Annotated in this window: 14 protein-coding genes; 6 read left to right on the top strand and 8 right to left on the bottom strand. The window is 68.2% G+C overall.

Features of this window, described 5'->3' with window-relative positions; all coding sequences use genetic code 11:
- Positions 1-2: 2 nt before the first annotated feature.
- From BMW75_RS08185 to BMW75_RS08170, 4 genes are read left to right on the top strand one after another with little or no spacing between them, the layout of a single operon-like run.
- Positions 3-656: a chemotaxis protein CheW gene (locus BMW75_RS08185; protein WP_092578434.1), complete on the top strand. Its 654-nt coding sequence runs from the start codon at positions 3-5 to the stop codon at positions 654-656.
- Complete coding sequence (locus tag BMW75_RS08180; RefSeq protein WP_092578433.1) at positions 653-3,073, top strand: hybrid sensor histidine kinase/response regulator; 2,421 nt, start codon at positions 653-655, stop codon at positions 3,071-3,073. Before BMW75_RS08185 ends, BMW75_RS08180 begins: the two co-directional genes overlap by 4 nt.
- Positions 3,070-4,080 (top strand): chemotaxis response regulator protein-glutamate methylesterase, encoded by a 1,011-nt coding sequence (locus BMW75_RS08175; RefSeq protein WP_092578431.1) that lies wholly within the window; start codon positions 3,070-3,072, stop codon positions 4,078-4,080. The genes BMW75_RS08180 and BMW75_RS08175 overlap by 4 nt, the downstream gene beginning before the upstream one ends.
- A gap of 34 nt (positions 4,081-4,114) precedes the next feature.
- Positions 4,115-5,128 carry a diguanylate cyclase gene (locus BMW75_RS08170; RefSeq protein ID WP_092578429.1) on the top strand — a complete coding sequence of 338 codons (1,014 nt, stop codon included), beginning with the start codon at positions 4,115-4,117 and terminating at the stop codon, positions 5,126-5,128.
- 55 nt (positions 5,129-5,183) lie between these two features.
- Here BMW75_RS08170 and BMW75_RS08165 read toward each other — a convergent pair whose 3' ends face one another.
- The 5 genes from BMW75_RS08165 to BMW75_RS08145 form a co-directional block, all read right to left on the bottom strand.
- Entirely contained in the window at positions 5,184-5,834 is a 651-nt protein-coding gene (locus BMW75_RS08165) for a GntR family transcriptional regulator (protein WP_092578427.1), read from the bottom strand.
- 61 nt (positions 5,835-5,895) lie between these two features.
- Positions 5,896-6,948: a hydroxyacid dehydrogenase gene (locus BMW75_RS08160; protein ID WP_092578426.1), complete on the bottom strand. Its 1,053-nt coding sequence runs from the start codon at positions 6,946-6,948 to the stop codon at positions 5,896-5,898.
- Positions 6,949-6,950: 2 nt separating this feature from the next.
- Positions 6,951-7,622 carry an RraA family protein gene (locus tag BMW75_RS08155; RefSeq protein ID WP_092578424.1) on the bottom strand — a complete coding sequence of 224 codons (672 nt, stop codon included), beginning with the start codon at positions 7,620-7,622 and terminating at the stop codon, positions 6,951-6,953.
- Positions 7,623-7,657: 35 nt separating this feature from the next.
- Entirely contained in the window at positions 7,658-8,623 is a 966-nt protein-coding gene (locus BMW75_RS08150; protein ID WP_092578423.1) for a Bug family tripartite tricarboxylate transporter substrate binding protein, read from the bottom strand.
- A 125-nt stretch (positions 8,624-8,748) separates the two neighbouring features.
- Positions 8,749-9,624 carry an NAD(P)-binding domain-containing protein gene (locus BMW75_RS08145; RefSeq protein WP_092578422.1) on the bottom strand — a complete coding sequence of 292 codons (876 nt, stop codon included), beginning with the start codon at positions 9,622-9,624 and terminating at the stop codon, positions 8,749-8,751.
- A gap of 291 nt (positions 9,625-9,915) precedes the next feature.
- Here BMW75_RS08145 and BMW75_RS08140 point away from each other — a divergent pair, with 291 nt between their 5' ends.
- Positions 9,916-11,199, top strand: coding sequence for a cystathionine gamma-synthase family protein (locus tag BMW75_RS08140; RefSeq protein ID WP_092578420.1), 1,284 nt, complete (start codon positions 9,916-9,918; stop codon positions 11,197-11,199).
- A 4-nt stretch (positions 11,200-11,203) separates the two neighbouring features.
- Here BMW75_RS08140 and BMW75_RS08135 read toward each other — a convergent pair whose 3' ends face one another.
- The gene (locus BMW75_RS08135; protein ID WP_092578418.1) at positions 11,204-12,730 is read right to left on the bottom strand and encodes an MFS transporter; all 1,527 of its coding nucleotides are present in this window, start codon (positions 12,728-12,730) and stop codon (positions 11,204-11,206) included.
- Positions 12,731-12,879: 149 nt separating this feature from the next.
- Between BMW75_RS08135 and BMW75_RS08130 the strand changes: the two genes are divergently transcribed.
- A complete protein-coding gene (locus BMW75_RS08130; RefSeq protein ID WP_092578417.1) occupies positions 12,880-13,752 on the top strand; it encodes a LysR family transcriptional regulator in 873 nt (290 codons plus the stop codon).
- A 20-nt stretch (positions 13,753-13,772) separates the two neighbouring features.
- Here the strand turns inward: BMW75_RS08130 and BMW75_RS08125 are convergent, their stop codons facing one another.
- Positions 13,773-14,459 (bottom strand): GntR family transcriptional regulator, encoded by a 687-nt coding sequence (locus BMW75_RS08125; protein ID WP_092578415.1) that lies wholly within the window; start codon positions 14,457-14,459, stop codon positions 13,773-13,775.
- A gap of 144 nt (positions 14,460-14,603) precedes the next feature.
- Positions 14,604-15,587, bottom strand: coding sequence for a tripartite tricarboxylate transporter substrate binding protein (locus BMW75_RS08120; protein ID WP_076520564.1), 984 nt, complete (start codon positions 15,585-15,587; stop codon positions 14,604-14,606).
- Positions 15,588-15,590 lie beyond the last annotated feature (3 nt).

The following is a 15,590-nucleotide window of genomic DNA, read 5'->3' as shown; positions in this document are numbered from 1 at the left end:
CAATGGGGCCGCTGTCCGACGTGGACGATTGCTGGAACCGCATCGGCATCCGCGGCGACAAAAGCTGCGGCCAGCTAGCCGCGCACGTGCATTGCCGCAACTGTCCGGTGTACGCCTCGGCGGCCAAGCGTATCCTTGACCGCCTGCCGCCGGGCATGGCGTCAGAGGATGAAGCGCCGCCGCCGCCGCAGCACGCCGCCAATCTGTCGTCGCTGCTGGTCTTTCGCCTGCAACGGGAATGGCTGGGGTTGCCGACCCGGTCGCTGGACGAGGTGGCAGGTATGCGGGGCATCATCAGCCTGCCGCATCGCCGCGATCCCGCCGTGCTGGGCGTCACCAATGTGCGTGGGACGCTGACGGTATGCGTGTCGCTGGCGCGCCTGCTGGGGCTGGACGGCGCGGCGCCGCTGGCGCGCGAACGCCCAGCCGCCGCGCGCATGCTGATATTCGGCGGCGCGGGCCGGGCGGTGGTACTGCCCGTGGACGAGGTCGAGGGCATGCACGACGTCGACCTGCAGGCGCTCGATCCGTTGCCGTCGACCGTGCAGGGCGCAAGCCTGAAGTATTCCCGCGGCATGGCCCGCTGCGGCGGCCGCGCCGTCGGCGTGCTGGATGAAACCCTGCTGATGCAGGCATTGCAACGGAGTCTCGCGTGAATCCCGATCAGATGCGCGACGCCTCGCTCCTCGAACTGTTCCAGATCGAGACCCGCACGCAGGTGCAGGTGCTCAACGATGGCCTGCTGGCCCTGGAAAAGAATCCCACGTCCGCGCCGGACCTCGAAGCCTGCATGCGCGCCGCCCACTCGCTCAAGGGCGCGGCGCGCATCGTGGACCTGCATCCGGCCGTGCGCATCGCGCATGCGATGGAAGATTGCCTCGTCGCGGCGCAGGAAGGCCGCCTGCGCTTGCAGGCCGCCGACATCGACGCCTTGCTGCTGGGCGCGGACCTGCTGCAACGCGTCGCGACGCCCGGCGTGGAGCTGGACACGGAAATCACTGACCTGGTGGCGCGGCTGAGCAACGCGCCCAATGCGCCGCCGGCCCCGCCGCCGCGCGCGCCCCGGCCATCTGACTTTCTGCCGCCGATCGTGCGGCTCGAAGATGAGCCCGCTGCTGCGGGCCCGGCTTTCACGGCGGCGTCGCCCGGAACGACAGGCGCCGTGTCGGGGGCCGCGGCAACGACCCCGGCCACATCGGCCTCCGGGGTATCAACGCCCGGTACATCGACTCCTGGCGTGTCCACTCCTGGCGCGTCGACGCCCGGCCCATCAAATGCCGCCGCATCGCCGTCGCGCCGCAGTTCCGACCGCACGGCGGGCGAGGGCGAGCGCGTGCTGCGCGTCACGGCCGACACCTTGAACAAGCTGCTGGGGCTGTCCAGCGAAACACTGGTCGAGTCGCAATGGGTCGGCCCTTTCAGCGCCGCCATGCTGCGGCTGCGGCGCCTGCAGGCGGGGGCGGCGCGTGCGCTGGACGGCGTGCGCGCCGTGCTGGCCGAGCAGCACCTCGATGCGCGCGGCCAGGCGGCGCTGGACGATGCGCAGCGCATCCTCGAACAGTGCCAGCGTGAACTGACGCAGCGCACCAGCGAAGTGGACGACTTCGGCTGGCGCATGAGCCATCTGACGCGGCGCCTGTACGACACCGCGCTGGCCTGCCGCATGCGGCCCTTCGGCGACGGCGTGGGCGGCATGGCGCGCATGGTGCGCGACCTGGGCCGCTCACTGGGCAAGCAGGTGCGCCTGGAGATCGAAGGCGAGCAGACGCAGGTGGACCGCGACATCCTGGAAAAACTGGATGCGCCGCTCACCCACCTGCTGCGCAACGCCGTGGACCACGGCATCGAATCGCCCGCGGCCCGCGAGCGGGCGGGCAAGCCGCCGGAGGGCCTGATCACGCTGTCGGCGCGCCACTCGGCCGGCATGCTGCTGGTCGAGCTGGCCGACGACGGTTCCGGGATATCTCTGGACCATCTGCGCGGCGAGGTCGTCGAGCGCAAGCTCACCAACGCGGAGACCGCGGCCCGGTTGACCGAGGCCGAGCTGCTGGAATTCCTTTTTCTGTCGGGCTTCAGCACCCGCGACGAAGTGACCGAGATATCCGGGCGCGGCGTGGGGCTGGACGTGGTGCAGACGATGGTGCGGCAACTGCGCGGCGCGGTGCGCGTCCACCAGCAGCAGGGCCGGGGCACGCGCTTCGTGCTGGAGATGCCGCTGTCCCTGTCGGTGGTGCGCAGCCTGCTGGTCGAAGTGCAGGGCGAGATCTACGCGTTTCCGCTGGCCTACGTCAGCCATGCGCTGCAGGTGGACGCTCAGGACATCGAACAGCTCGAAGGCCAGCAGCATTTCCGCTTCATGGACCGCCAGATCGGGCTGGTGTCGGCGCGGCAGATCCTGCGCGCCGGCGAGCCGGCGCCGGCCGCCGATACCTTGTCCGTGGTGGTGGTGGGGGATCACGAGCGGCTCTACGGCATCGCCGTGGACCGCTACGTGGGCGAGCGCACGCTGGTCGTGCAGCCGCTGGACCCCCGGCTGGGCAAGGTGCAGGACGTGATGGCGGGCTCGCTGATGGACGACGGCACGCCGCTGCTGATCCTGGACGTGGAAGACATGCTGGTGTCCGTGCAGAAACTGATCGAAGGCGGCCGGCTGTCGCGCGTCGACAGCGGTGCCGGCGCGACGGCGACGCGGCGCCGCAAGCGCGTCCTGGTCGTCGATGACTCGTTGACGGTTCGCGAGCTTGAGCGCAAGCTGCTGTTGAACCGCGGTTTCGATGTGGCCGTGGCCGTGGACGGCATGGATGGCTGGAACATGTTGCGCAGCGAGGATTTCGACCTGATCGTGACCGACGTCGACATGCCGCGGATGGACGGCATCGAACTCGTGTCGCGCATCAAGGCCGATCCCAAGCTGCAGAATCTGCCCGTCATGGTGGTGTCGTACAAGGACCGGGAAGAGGACAGGCGGCGCGGGCTGGATGCCGGCGCCGACTATTACCTCGCCAAGGGCAGCTTCCACGACGATGCGCTGCTCGATGCCGTCGAAGACCTCATCGGGAAGGCACGGACGTGAGAATCGGGATCGTCAATGACATGCCCCTCGCGGTCGAGACCCTGCGGCGCGCGATCGCGCTCGAGCCCGGCCTGGAGATTGCCTGGACCGCGGCCGACGGCCTGGAGGCAGTCCAGCAGTGCGAACGCGACCGTCCCGACGTGGTGCTGATGGACCTCATCATGCCCGTCATGGACGGCGTCGAGGCCACGCGCCGCATCATGGCGCAAACGCCTTGCGCCATCGTCGTGGTGACGTCCGACGTCGAGCGCCAGACCGCGCGCGTCTTCGATGCCATGGGCCACGGCGCGCTGGACGCGGTGGACACGCCGGTCGTCGGCGGCTCGGACATGCGCAGCGCGGCGGCGCCGCTGCTGCGCAAGATCCGCAACATCGGCTGGCTGATCGGCCGTTACGGCAATCGCCCGGCACTGACCCCTGTCCCCAAGCCCGCGCCGCCGGCGGGCGCAAGACGGCTGCTGGCGATCGGCGCGTCGGCCGGCGGCCCGGCCACGCTCGCCCAATTGTTGCGTGACCTGCCGCTGGATTTTCCGGCGGGCATCGTGCTGGTGCAGCATGTGGACGCCTTGTTTGCCGCCGGCATGGCGGACTGGCTCAACGACCAGGTGCCGCTGCCGGTCCGGCTGGCGCGCCAAGGCGAGCGGCCGCTACCGGGACAGATCCTGCTGGCGGGCACGGATGACCATCTTGCGCTGCGCGAGGATGGCACCCTTGGATACACCAGTTGCCCCCGTGAAAGCCTGTACCGGCCTTCCATCGACGTGTTTTTTCATAGTGTGGCGCAGCATTGGCGCGGCGTGGCGGTCGGCGTCCTGCTGACGGGCATGGGCCAGGACGGCGCGCGTGGACTCAAGGCGCTGCGCGAGCGCGGTTGCCTGACCATCGCGCAAGACCAGGCCACCAGCGCCGTCTATGGCATGCCCAAGGCGGCCGCGGCCATGCAGGCCGCGGTCGAGATCAGGCCCCTCGAAGAAATTGCTTCCCGCGTCATCCAGGCGTTTGCCTGAGCCGCGGCATATGTGCAGAAATCAAGGACTTACTATGCTTGCTTCCTCTGACGACGCGGTCTCTGCGGATCTGAATTCGCATGGGGCGATGGTGTTGCTCGTTGACGACCAGGTCGTGGTGGGAGAAGCCATCCGGCGGGCGCTGGTGCCCGAGGGCAACATCGATTTCCACTATTGCTCGGATCCCTACAAGGCCTTGAGCGTGGCGATCCAGACGCGGCCCACGGTTATCCTGCAGGATCTGGTGCTACCCGGCGTGGACGGCCTGAGCCTCGTGCGCGAGTACCGTGGCCACCCGGTGACGCGCGACATCCCGATCATCGTGCTGTCCACCAAGGAAGACCCCGCGATCAAGAGCGCGGCGTTTGCCGCGGGCGCCAACGACTACCTCGTGAAGCTGCCGGACTCCATCGAACTGATCGCGCGCATCCGCTACCACTCGCGCTCCTACATGGCGCTGGTGCAACGCGACGAGGCCTACCAGGCCCTGCGCCAGAGCCAGCAGCAATTGCTGGAAAGCAACATGGAATTGCGCCGCCTCACCAATTCGGACGGCCTGACCGGCCTGGGCAACCGGCGCTATTTCGACGAATACCTCAACGCCGAATGGCTGCGCGCGGGCCGCGACCGGCGCGAGATCAGCATGCTCATGATCGATGTGGACCACTTCAAGTCCTACAACGACACCTACGGCCACATCGCGGGCGACGAGGCCCTCAAGCGCGTGGCCAACACCATCTTCGCAAGCTGCGACCGCTCCACCGACCTGGCGGCGCGCTTCGGCGGCGAAGAGTTCGCGCTGGTGCTGCCCGGCACGCCCGCCGGGAGCGCGCGCCTGGCCGCCGAGAAACTGCGCCGCGCCGTCGAAGCCATGCAGATCCCGCAACGCGACGCGGGCGCCGGTCCCTGGCTCACGGTGAGCGTGGGCCTGGCCACCGCGACGCCGCAGGATGGCCAGCCCTGCACGGAGCTGATCCAGGCGGCGGACCGGGGGTTGTATGAAGCGAAGCGGCAGGGGCGCAACCGGGTGGTGCCGGGGCAGATCTGACGACGCATGCCCGACGACCTGGGCGTCACGCAGTGCGCTGGCCCGACCGCCGCAGTCAGGCGCCCGCCTTCCGGTGCGTCCGGAACAACAAATGCGTCGCGGCCAGATGAAAGCGCATGGCGAGCTCGGCGCATTCAGCGTCGCGGGCGCGCAGCGCGGCGATGATCTGGCGGTGGTGTTCCACGCTGCGCAGCATGTCGTCGCGGCCGTAGAAATAGAAGGAGCCGATGATGATCGGCATATCCAGCAGGTTTTCCACCAGGGATCGCACCCGCGCCGATTGCGCGGCATCGAGCAGGGCGTGGTGGAACTGGTTGTTGTAGTGCTGGACCTGGGCGACGTGGTCGGGCGCGCCGGCATTGATGGCGTCCAGCATGCACTGGTTGATGCGCTCGAGTTCGTCGATCTGTTCGGGCGTTGCGCGCTCGGCGGCCGCCTTGGCGGAATAGGGCTCGAGCAGCATGCGCAGCTCGAAGGCTTCGTCGATGTCGCGGTCCTGCCAGCCCAGCACGACGGCGCCGCGCCGGCCTTCGCGGGTGACCAGGCCGTCCGCGATCAGGCGTTCGATGGCGTTGCGCACGGGCGTGCGGCTGACGGAGAGCTGGGTCGCGATGTGTTCTTCGCGCAGCGGTTCGCCGGGCAGGAACGATCCGGCCATCAGGCGCCGGCGCAATTCCCCGTATACGTAATCACTGGCGCTCGACATGAGAGGGCTTGCCCTTGCGGATGTGAAACAGTGGACTATACCAACGGCGCGCGCCGCGACGCTACGCCTTCACCCCGCACTCGGCCAGGCGCGCGAGAAAGCGCGGCCAGACCTCGGGGTTGAGCAGGCGGGCGGGCTTGCGGCCGGCGAGCATGTCCATGATCTGCGTCGCCGAACCTTGCGCCACCTTGCGGCGGCCTTCGTGGGTGACGCCGCCCGTGTGGAAGGCGGCGACCACGTTGGAACGCTGCAGCAGGCCGCTGCCTGGCGGCGGCGGCTCCACCTTCCATACATCCAGTCCGGCGCCGGCCAGGTGGCGGGAATCGAGCGCGGCGAGCAGGGCGTCCTCGTCATGGATGCCGCCGCGCGCGGTGGAGATGAACAGCGCGCCGCGTTTCATGCGCTGGAAGGCGCTGGCGTCGAACAGGTTCCGGGTGACGCCATCGAGCGGGCAATGCAGGCTGACGATGTCGGCCTGTTCGAGCAGCGCGTCGAAGGTGACGGGCTGGGCGCCGCGCGCGCGGATCTCGTCCGGCGCGACCAGCGGGTCGTAGGCGAGGACGCGCAGCCCGAAGCCCGCCGCGATTGTCGCCACGCGCCGGCCGATTTCACCGATGCCGACGATGCCCAGCACGCGGCCTTCGATTTCGTGGCCCATCAGGGATTCGCGGCTGACGGCCGTGCCGGCCCGCAGCGCGGCCTCGGACTCGCCCAGCCGCTTGACCAGGGACAGGAGCAGGGCGAAGGTCATTTCCGCGACCGAGGCGGCGTTGGCCCCGGCCTGGTTCACCACGGCCACGCCCGCCCGGGTGCAGGCTGCGACGTCGACCGTGTCGTACCCGGCGCCGCCGGAAGACACGCAGAGCAATTGCGGGCAGTGCGCCAACAGGTCGGCTGAGACCTGCCAGCGGGCAGGCACCTCGTCCTTGGCCGCGCTGACGTGGTAGGCGTGGGCGCAGGCCAGGCCGGCCGCCGTCACGGCATCGCCGTTGACCGGCAGTACGCGCAGGTCCAGGGTGTGGTCGCGCGCGATCGCCGCATCGAATGCCGGATCGATCCAGAGATCCAGCCGCGCGACGCGCAACGCGGGCCTGCCGACTGCCGGAACGCTCATGGTCAGACTCCCGAGCAGCCCAGGGCCCGCAGACGGGCATCGATCCAGGAGGTGTCCAGGGTGCCCGCGGCGATATCCGCCAGCATCTTGGTTTCCACGTCATGCTTGGCCGCGGCCGCCTGGTAGATGGCCTGCGCCTGCTCGTACGGGACGGCGAGCAACCCGTCGTCGTCGCCGAGGATCAGGTCGCCCGGGGCGATGGTCATGCCGTCGAGCGCGATCACGCAGTTGATTTCGCCGGGGCCGTCCTTGTAGGGGCCGCGATGGGTGACGCCGGCCGCGTAGACCGGAAAGGCGCTGCGGCGGATCGTGCCGCAGTCGCGGATGGCGCCGTTGATGATGATGCCCGCGATGCCGCGCGATTCGGCGTAGGTCGTCATGATTTCGCCGATGATCGCGTTGGTCAGATCGCCGCCGGCATCGACCACGATGACGTCGCCTGGCTGCGCCAGGCTCAGGGCCTTGTGCACCAGCAGGTTGTCGCCGGGCCGCGTGCGCACGGTCAAGGCGGGGCCGGCCAACGGGCTGCCGTCGTGCATGGGGCGAAGGCGCGCGCCGCCGGCCGTCATGCGCGACATGCAGTCGCTCACGTTGGCGACCGGCACCTGGCGGAATTTTTCGACGAGTTCCTGGCTGACCGCGCGCTGGCGGGCATGGATTTCAAAGCCTGTCATCACTGCTCCTGATGGGGTATGTATGCCGTAGGGGACTATTGCTTGGGAATGCCGGCTTCCTGCACGACCTTGCCGAAGGCGTCGTGGTCTGCGCGATGCCGGCGCGCCAGATCCTCGGGCGAGCCCTTCATGACGGTGTAGCCGGCGTCTTCCAGCTTCTTGATCAGTTCGGGGTTGGATTGCACCTTCTGCAGCTCCTGGTTCAGCGCCGCGATCACGTCATCGGGCGTCTTGCCCGGCGCCATCAGGCCCCACCAGATCGACTGGTTGATGGTCTTGAAGCCGCTCTCCACGAACGTGGGCACGTCGGGCAGGGCGGGCGAACGTTCATCGGCGACGACGCCCAGCGCGCGCACCTTGCCGCCGCGGATCTGCGGCAGCAGCGACGCGACCGAGCCGACATACATGTCGATCCGACCGCTGGCGAGGTCCGGGAACGCCTGGCTCCAGCCGCGGTACGGCACATGCATGAGTTCCATGTTCGCGGCCTTGCGCCACAGATAGCCCGTCAGGTCGCCCGTGCCGCCGATGCCCGGGATTCCCAGCGAAACCAGGTTGGGTTTGGCCTTTGCGGCCTTCACGACGTCGGCGATGGACTTGAACGGGGAATCGGGCAGCACGACGAAGACGCTGGGCGACGAGGCCACCGGGCCCACCGGCTTGAAGTCCTTGAAGGTGTCGTAGCTGAGCTTGCTGTAGAGCCAGGGGTTCAGCACGATGTTGTCGGTCTGCGCCATGACCAGCGTGTGACCGTCCGGCCGGGCGCGCGCCGTCGCATCCAGCGCCAGGTTGCCGCCCGCGCCGGGCTTGTTCTCGACGACGATGTTCCAGCCGGCGTCCTGGCTCATCGCGGTGCCGATCATGCGGGTCAGCGTGTCGGTGCCGCCGCCGGGCGGGAAGGGGGAGATCAGGGTGATGGGGGCGCTGCCCAGATCGGCGGCCTGGGTGGCGGCGCAGCCCAGCACGAGCGTGGCGGCCAGCAGTTTCTTGAACAGTTTCATTGTCTTCCTCACAGGGGGTTTATTTGGGATCGGGCCCGCGCTCTGCGGCGGGGTCGGTAGTCAGGGGCGCCAATCAGGGTTGAAATTCAGGGTTGAAATTCAGGGTTGGAATTCAGGGTTGGAATTCAGGGCTGGCGGGCCAGCGTGGTCAGCCAGGCAAGCCGGGCTTCGACCGTGTCGGGCGCCGGGGCGTCGCCCTTGGCGCGCGCGGCTTCGATGCCGCGGGTCGTCCGGTCAAAGAGCTGCTCGACGCCATTGAGCACCAAGGGCTCCAGGCCCGCCTCGTGCAGCTGGTCGCGGGCTTCGCGCACCTCTGCCAGCCGGCGCGGGGCATGCAGCACATGCGAACGCACGAACGAGTCCATGAACGCGGTGAGCGGCGTGCGGTCGATGTCGGCCAGCACTTCGTACAGCGATTCGCGCAGACCCATGCGCTCGGCCGCGACCATGCATTCGACGGCCAGGCTTTCCATGCCCTTGGTCATCACGCTGCGCAGGAGCTTCAGGCGCACGGCGTCGCCGGGCTGGCCATCGATGAAGCGCACCGGGGCGCCCGCGCTTTCGCCCAGCGCGGTGACCACCTGGGATCCGCCGCCCGCGCAAAGCAAAGGCGTTTTTTCCGCGAGCAGGGCGATGGCGCCCATGATGGCCACGTCGGTGAATTCGATGGGAAAGCGGGCGGCAGCCCGGGCCGCTGCCTGCATGTCACCGGCGCTGGCGGTGGTGAAGTCCGCGTAGACGGCGCCTGCGCGCAGGTGCGGGAGGGCCTCTTGCGCGACCTCGGCCGCGTTGTAGCCATAGACGGCGGAGACGACGGCGTCCGCCGCCGCCAACCAGGGGCCCGGCGCAGTGTGCAGGGGCGCGCCCGCGGCCTGGGCGCGGCGGACCATTTCGTCGTCCGTGCGCAGCTCGCAGATGCCGACGAGGGTGTGTCCGGCGGCGGTCCAGGCACGCGCATAGCAGTGTCCCACCTCGCCGCATCCGATCAGTGCAATTTTCATGTTGAAAACACAATAAAAAAACAATGTGTGTTTATAGATCGGATGAAAGGCCGCGAATAGTCGGTGTTTACCCGGTGTTTTTCCGTTGATCTATCGGTCTAATGCACTGCGAAGTACATAAAAAAAACAAAATGGGCGGCAAACGGGACTATCAGACCCCCATTAAATCGGCGATGCCAATCGTCTCCCGGTCACATCCCGCGATGCATCGCGCCCGGCTCGGGGGTATCGTCTGACGAAGGGCTGCCGCTTGCGCCCGGCGGTCTGGACCACCATCCCAGGAGGCACTCCATGACTTACTCGAGCTACCACAAGAAGGACATCTTCGGCCGCCCGCTGCATGCCGAAACGCAGATGATGTCCTACGGCTACGACCCCTTCCTGTCGGAAGGCGCCGTCAAGCCGCCGGTGTTCCTCACGTCCACGTTTGCCTTTCGCACGGCGGAGGATGGCGCCGCGTTCTTTGATCTGGTGTCGGGGCGCAAGCCCTTGCCGCAGGGCGAGTCGGCGGGGCTGGTGTACAGCCGTTTCAATCATCCGAACCTGGAGATCGTCGAAGACCGGCTGTCGCTGCTGGATGGCTCGCAGGACGCGGCGGTAACGTCCAGCGGCATGTCCGCGATCAGCGCGGTGCTGATGGCGTTTTTGCGGCCGGGCGATCAACTGGTGCAGTCCGTGCCGCTGTACGGGGGGACCGAGACCCTGATCGGCAAGGTCTTTCCCGAATGGGGCATTGGTTCCCATCCGGTGGCCAATGGGCTGTCGCCCAGCAGCATGCGCGCGGCGCTGGAACAGGCGGCGGCCAAGGGGCCGGTGAAGCTGTTTTACGTGGAGACGCCCGCCAATCCGACGAATGCGCTGTTCGACTTCGAGGCCATGAAGAATGAGCTGGACGCGTTCGAGACGCGCCACGGCTACCGTCCGATTTCGGTGTGCGACAACACGCTGCTCGGGCCGATCTTCCAGAAGCCGGCCGAGCACGGGGTGGACCTGTCGGTGTATTCGCTGACGAAATACGTGGGCGGCCACAGCGACCTGGTGGCCGGGGCCGTCACGGGCAGCAAGGAGCTGATCAAGAAGGTGCGCGCGATCCGCAGCGCGTTCGGATCGCAACTGGATCCGCATTCCTGCTGGATGATCACGCGGTCGATGGAGACGGTGGTGCTGCGCATGAAGCAGGCCGCGCGCACGGCCACCAAGGTCACGCAGTGGCTGGCGGGCAATCCGCACGAGAAGGTGCAGATATTCCATCCGGAACTGATCGCCGACCGCGCCTACCAAGAGGTGTACAAGCGCCAGTGCACTGGCCCAGGCTCAACCTTTGCCTTCGTGCTGGAGGGCGGCCGCGAGCGCGCGTTCCGCTTCATCAACGCCCTCCATCTGTTCCGCTCGGCGGTCAGCCTGGGCGGCACCGAGACGCTGATTTGCCACCCGGCGTCGACCACGCACTCCGGCGTGCCCGCCGCCGAGCGCGACGCGGCGGGCGTGTCCGAAGGCCTGATTCGGGTGTCCATCGGCCTGGAGCACGAGGAAGACCTGATCGCGGACCTGGATCACGCGTTTCGCAACTGTTGAGCCGTCAGCCCGGCTGCCCCGTGCGCCGGGCGCGATTCAGCAATACGAAGGCGGCGGTGGCCAGCAGCATCAGCGTGGCGGTGGCGATGACCGCCGCGTAGCCGGTCTCGAAGGCGCCGCGGGCCAGCGCCGTCAGGGTGGCCGCAAGCTCCGTGGGCATGCCGGCGGCGATGACGAGCGCTTCGTCCAGGCTGTCGCGCGCGGCGCTTGTGGCGGCCGCCTCGGCAACCCCGGCCGGCACGGACAGCGTCTGCGCGTAGACGCCCGACAGGATCGAGCCCATCAGGGTCACGCCGAGCGCGCCGCCCAATTCGTAGGACACCTCTTCGATCGATGCGGCCATGCCGGCGCGCTCGGGCGTGGCGCTCTGCATGATGGTGCTGGACGCGGCCGTCATGGTGGCGCCGATGCCCAGGCCCAGCACGCACAGGCTGATCATCTGCGGCACGACCGCGGCGTCGTAGGTCAGCAGATAGCCGCCCATGCCCACGCCCGACACCAGCAGCGCCAGGAACAGCATGCGCCGGCTGCCCACGCGCCCCAGCAGCAGTCCGGCCAGCGGCCCGGCCACGAAGGCGGCCAGCGGCAGCGGCAGGATGAAGAGCGCGGACTGGATTGGCGACATGCCCAGCACCAGTTGCAGCCGCTGGCTGAACACCAGTTCCATCCCCAGCAGCGCGGCCGCGGCGAAGAGCGCCGCGGCCACGGCCGAGCTGAACGAGGCGTTGCGGAAGATGGCGAAGTCGATCAGCGGGTGGGGCCGGCGCCGCTGGCGGCGCACGAAGACGGTCAGGATCGCCGCGCCCGCCGCGCAGGCCAGCGCGGCATGCAGCCACGACGGCGACGCCCGGCCCAGTTCCTTGAGCGCGAAGGCGCACAGGACCATGCCCGCCATCACCTGCAGCGAACCGGTCAGATCCCAGGGCCGCGAGGCGTCCGGCACGCTGGCCGGGATGCAGCGCCACGCCAGCGGCAGCGCCAGCAGCACGATGGGCACGTTGATGAGAAATACCGAGCCCCACCAGAAATGCTCCAGCAAAAGGCCGCCCACCACGGGGCCCAGCGCCGCGCCGCCCGAGGCGACCGAGGCCCAGACGCCGATGGCGACGGCGCGCTCGCGCTCGTCGGCGAAGGCCAGGCGCAGGATGGACAGGGTGGCGGGCATCATCATTGCCGCGCCCACGCCCAGCAGCGCGCGCGCCGCGATCAGGACGGCGGCGCCCGGCGAATAGGCGGCGGCCAGCGAGGCTGCGCCAAACACGGCCAGCCCCATCATGAACAGGCGCTTGTGGCCCAGCCGGTCGCCCAGCGTGCCCATGCCCAGCAACAGGCCGGATACGACCAGTGCGTAGACGTTCACGATCCAGAGCTTGGCCGAGGCGGTGACGCCCAGTTCGTGCGTGAGCCGCGGCAGGGCGGTGTACAGGACCGTCATGTCGACGACGATCAGCAGCAAGGCGCTGGACACGATGGCCAGCACCAGCCAGCGCCCGGGGGCGGACGCGGCGACAGCGTGGGAAGTCCGCTGCATGGTTCTACTCCTTGATAAAGCAGGGATTTGCGCGCGCGCCTGGCATGCACCGGTCCCCGGGCGCGCATTATCCATCTGGATAATTTCAATTAGAAGTTGGATTCCATCTATAAAATAGATGGGTAAAGAGGAATCAACCGGAGCGGACCATGCAATGGACCCTGGATCAATTACGGCAATTCGTGGCGGCCGCAGAGGCGGGCTCGTTTTCGGCGGCGGGCCGGCGCATCGGCCGCGCGCAGTCGGCGGTCAGCACCTCGGTGGGATTGCTGGAGGCGGATCTGGGCGTGGCGCTGTTCGACCGGTCCCGGCGCAATGCGGTGCTGACCCCGGCCGGTGAAGTGATGCTGCTGGAAGCGAGGGAGCTGCTGCGGCAGGCCGGCGGCCTTGCCCAACGCGCGCTGTCGTTCGCCGGCGGGCAAGAGGCGCGGCTGTCCATTGCGCTGGATGAGGCCCTGCCGTATCTCGTGCTGGGCGCGCTGGTGGTGGAATTGGCCGAGCGGTTTCCGGCGCTGGAGCTGACCCAGTTGAACGGCACCGCGACCGAAGTGGCCGATTTCGTTCGGCAGGGCCGGGCGAGCATCGCGTTCCATTTCGACCGGGGCAATCCGGGCAGCGACTTCGCGCACCGGTATCTGGGCACCGTGGCGCAGGGCATTTTTGTGGCGTCGGACCACCCGCTGGCGGCCTTGCCGAGCGTGTCGCGCAAGGACCTGGCGCGGCACCGCCAGCTTGTGATGCAGATGGAAGGTGTCGAGGACATGGTCCTGAGCCCGACGTTGTGGCGCACCGACAGCTTCTACAGCATCGCGGGGATGGTGGCCGACGGCCTGGGCTTTGCGATCCTGCCCCTGAACATCGCGGAATACGAAAGCTTTCGCACCACGCTGACCCCGGTGCCCTGCGCGGAACTGGCGTTGCCGATGCTGTCCGTGCGCACGCTGTGGCTGCAGGGCGCGGAGCCGGGTGAAACGGAGCTGTGGCTGCAGCAGCGCATGGAGCAGTTGCTGCGGGCGGGGTAGACGGGCGACGCCGCCAGGCGTCAGCTCAGCAGCGCAGCCACCAGGTCGCTGCCCGGCTGCCGGTCGCCGGCAAAGTCCAGCGCGGCCAGCACGTGTTCCAGGTGTTCGTCCATCAGGGCGCAGGCGCGTTCGACGTCGCCCGCGCGGGCCGCTTCGATGAAGGCGTGGTGCTCGCGCGAGGAGCAACTGGCGTCGTGCGAGCTCTGGAACAGCACGGTGATGACGGCGCTGCGCGCGGACAGCTCGCGCAGCATGCCCGTCAGCACTGAATTGCCGACGGCTTCGGCCAGCAGGATGTGGAAATGGCTGAGCAGGTGGTTGCGCGCCTGTACGTCGCCGCTTTCGACGGCGCGGCGTTCCTCGGCCAAGTGGGCGTCGATGCGGCGGTAGTCGGCGTCCTGGGCGCACGCGACGAATTCCCGGGCCAGCGCGGCCTCCAGGATGCGGCGCACGGCGTAGACCTCGCGGGCCTCGTTGGCATCGGGTTTGCTGACGAACGCGCCCTTGTCCGGAATGATGTTGATCAGCTTGTCCTTGGACAGCATCAGGAGCGCCGCGCGGATCTTGGTGCGGCTGACCTTGTAGACCCGGGCCAGGGCCTCTTCGCGCAGCCGGGTGCCGGGCGGGAGCTTGTGCGCGACGATGGCGGCGGCCACTTCCTTGGCGATGTCGTCGGCGCTGGGGTCGGGCTGGACTTCCTGGATCATGGGGCGCGGCAGGGGCTGCCGGGTGGGAGAAACCATCGGGCAGCCAGTCTAACAAAAGCCGGGCGGGGCGGCAGACATTTTTTGCATACAAAATCTGTCCGCGCCCCGCCCGTGCCGGGTCCGCGCCCGGGTGCCCGCGGCGGACTACTTCGCCATCAGGCCCAGATGTTCGATCAGGTCCTTTTCCTTGACGTAGGTGGCCTGCGCCCACGCCTTGTACTCCTCGCTGCTGCGGTAGGCGGGCGACTGGTTGAGCTGCTTCATGACGTCCATGCTGGCCTGGTCGAACAGCGCCTTCTTGAAGGCGTCATGCAGGATCTTCACCACCGCCGGGTCCATGCCCTTCGGACCGGCCAGGCCGTAGGGGGAGGTGGACACGACCTTGTAGCCCAGCTCCTGCGCGGTGGGCACGTCGGGCCAGCGGGTGGTGCGCTTGTCGCCGAAGGTGACCAGCAGGCGCATCTTGCCCGAATCCACGAACTGATCCCAGCCGGTGGCGTCGCTCTGCGCCATGACGTGGCCGCCCAGCAGGGCCTGCTGCATGTCGGCGTTGCCCTTGAAGGGCACGTGGTTGAGCTTGACGTTCGCGTTGATGGCGATTTCTTCCATGATCAGGTGCGGCGACGAGCCGATGCCGGTGGAGCCGTAGTCGATCCGGCCGGGCGATTTGCGCGCCGCCTCGATGTATTCGTTGAAGGTCTTGAACGGCGAGTCCGAGCGCACGGTAAAGCCGAAGGTGTAGCCAGACAGGCCCACGATGAAGGTGAAGTCGTTGATGGGATCCCAGCTGCTTTTCTGCATGTAGGGCATGCGCAGCATTGCCAGCGTGTACAGGGCGATCGTGTAGCCGTCCGGCTTGGCCGTCTTGGCCATGGTGGCCGTGCCCAGCGTGCCGCCGGCCCCCGGGCGGTTCTCCACGATGACGGGCTGGCCCAGGTACTTGGAGGCGTCCTGCGCGACGATCCGCAGGTGGCGGTCGGTGGAGCCGCCGGCCGGGAAAGGCACGATCAGGGTGATGGGCTTGGTGGGAAAGTCGGTCTGGGCGCTGGCTGAAAAAGGCAAGGCGGCGCTTGCCAGGGTGAGCGTCAGGGCGGCGAGGCAGGCGCGTCGCAGGGGCAGTTGGGGCATGTG

Origin of the sequence: Achromobacter sp. NFACC18-2 (genome assembly GCF_900108985.1) — a bacterium.
GTDB lineage: Bacteria > Pseudomonadota > Gammaproteobacteria > Burkholderiales > Burkholderiaceae_B > Achromobacter.
Note: the sequence above shows the minus strand (reverse complement) of the source record. Positions and strands in the feature narration are given on the sequence as shown.

Bases quoted from the DNA above. Each gene is read 5' to 3' on its own strand.
- BMW75_RS08150 (WP_092578423.1), bottom strand. From the start codon at position 8,623: ATGAAACTGTTCAAGAAACTGCTGGCCGCCACGCTCGTGCTGGGCTGC.
- BMW75_RS08170 (WP_092578429.1), top strand. From the start codon at position 4,115: ATGCTTGCTTCCTCTGACGACGCGGTCTCTGCGGATCTGAATTCGCAT.
- BMW75_RS08135 (WP_092578418.1), bottom strand. From the start codon at position 12,730: ATGCAGCGGACTTCCCACGCTGTCGCCGCGTCCGCCCCCGGGCGCTGG.
- BMW75_RS08120 (WP_076520564.1), bottom strand. From the start codon at position 15,587: ATGCCCCAACTGCCCCTGCGACGCGCCTGCCTCGCCGCCCTGACGCTC.
- BMW75_RS08185 (WP_092578434.1), top strand. From the start codon at position 3: ATGGGGCCGCTGTCCGACGTGGACGATTGCTGGAACCGCATCGGCATC.
- BMW75_RS08125 (WP_092578415.1), bottom strand. From the start codon at position 14,459: ATGATCCAGGAAGTCCAGCCCGACCCCAGCGCCGACGACATCGCCAAG.
- BMW75_RS08165 (WP_092578427.1), bottom strand. From the start codon at position 5,834: ATGTCGAGCGCCAGTGATTACGTATACGGGGAATTGCGCCGGCGCCTG.
- BMW75_RS08130 (WP_092578417.1), top strand. From the start codon at position 12,880: ATGCAATGGACCCTGGATCAATTACGGCAATTCGTGGCGGCCGCAGAG.
- BMW75_RS08145 (WP_092578422.1), bottom strand. From the start codon at position 9,624: ATGAAAATTGCACTGATCGGATGCGGCGAGGTGGGACACTGCTATGCG.
- BMW75_RS08140 (WP_092578420.1), top strand. From the start codon at position 9,916: ATGACTTACTCGAGCTACCACAAGAAGGACATCTTCGGCCGCCCGCTG.
- BMW75_RS08160 (WP_092578426.1), bottom strand. From the start codon at position 6,948: ATGAGCGTTCCGGCAGTCGGCAGGCCCGCGTTGCGCGTCGCGCGGCTG.
- BMW75_RS08155 (WP_092578424.1), bottom strand. From the start codon at position 7,622: ATGACAGGCTTTGAAATCCATGCCCGCCAGCGCGCGGTCAGCCAGGAA.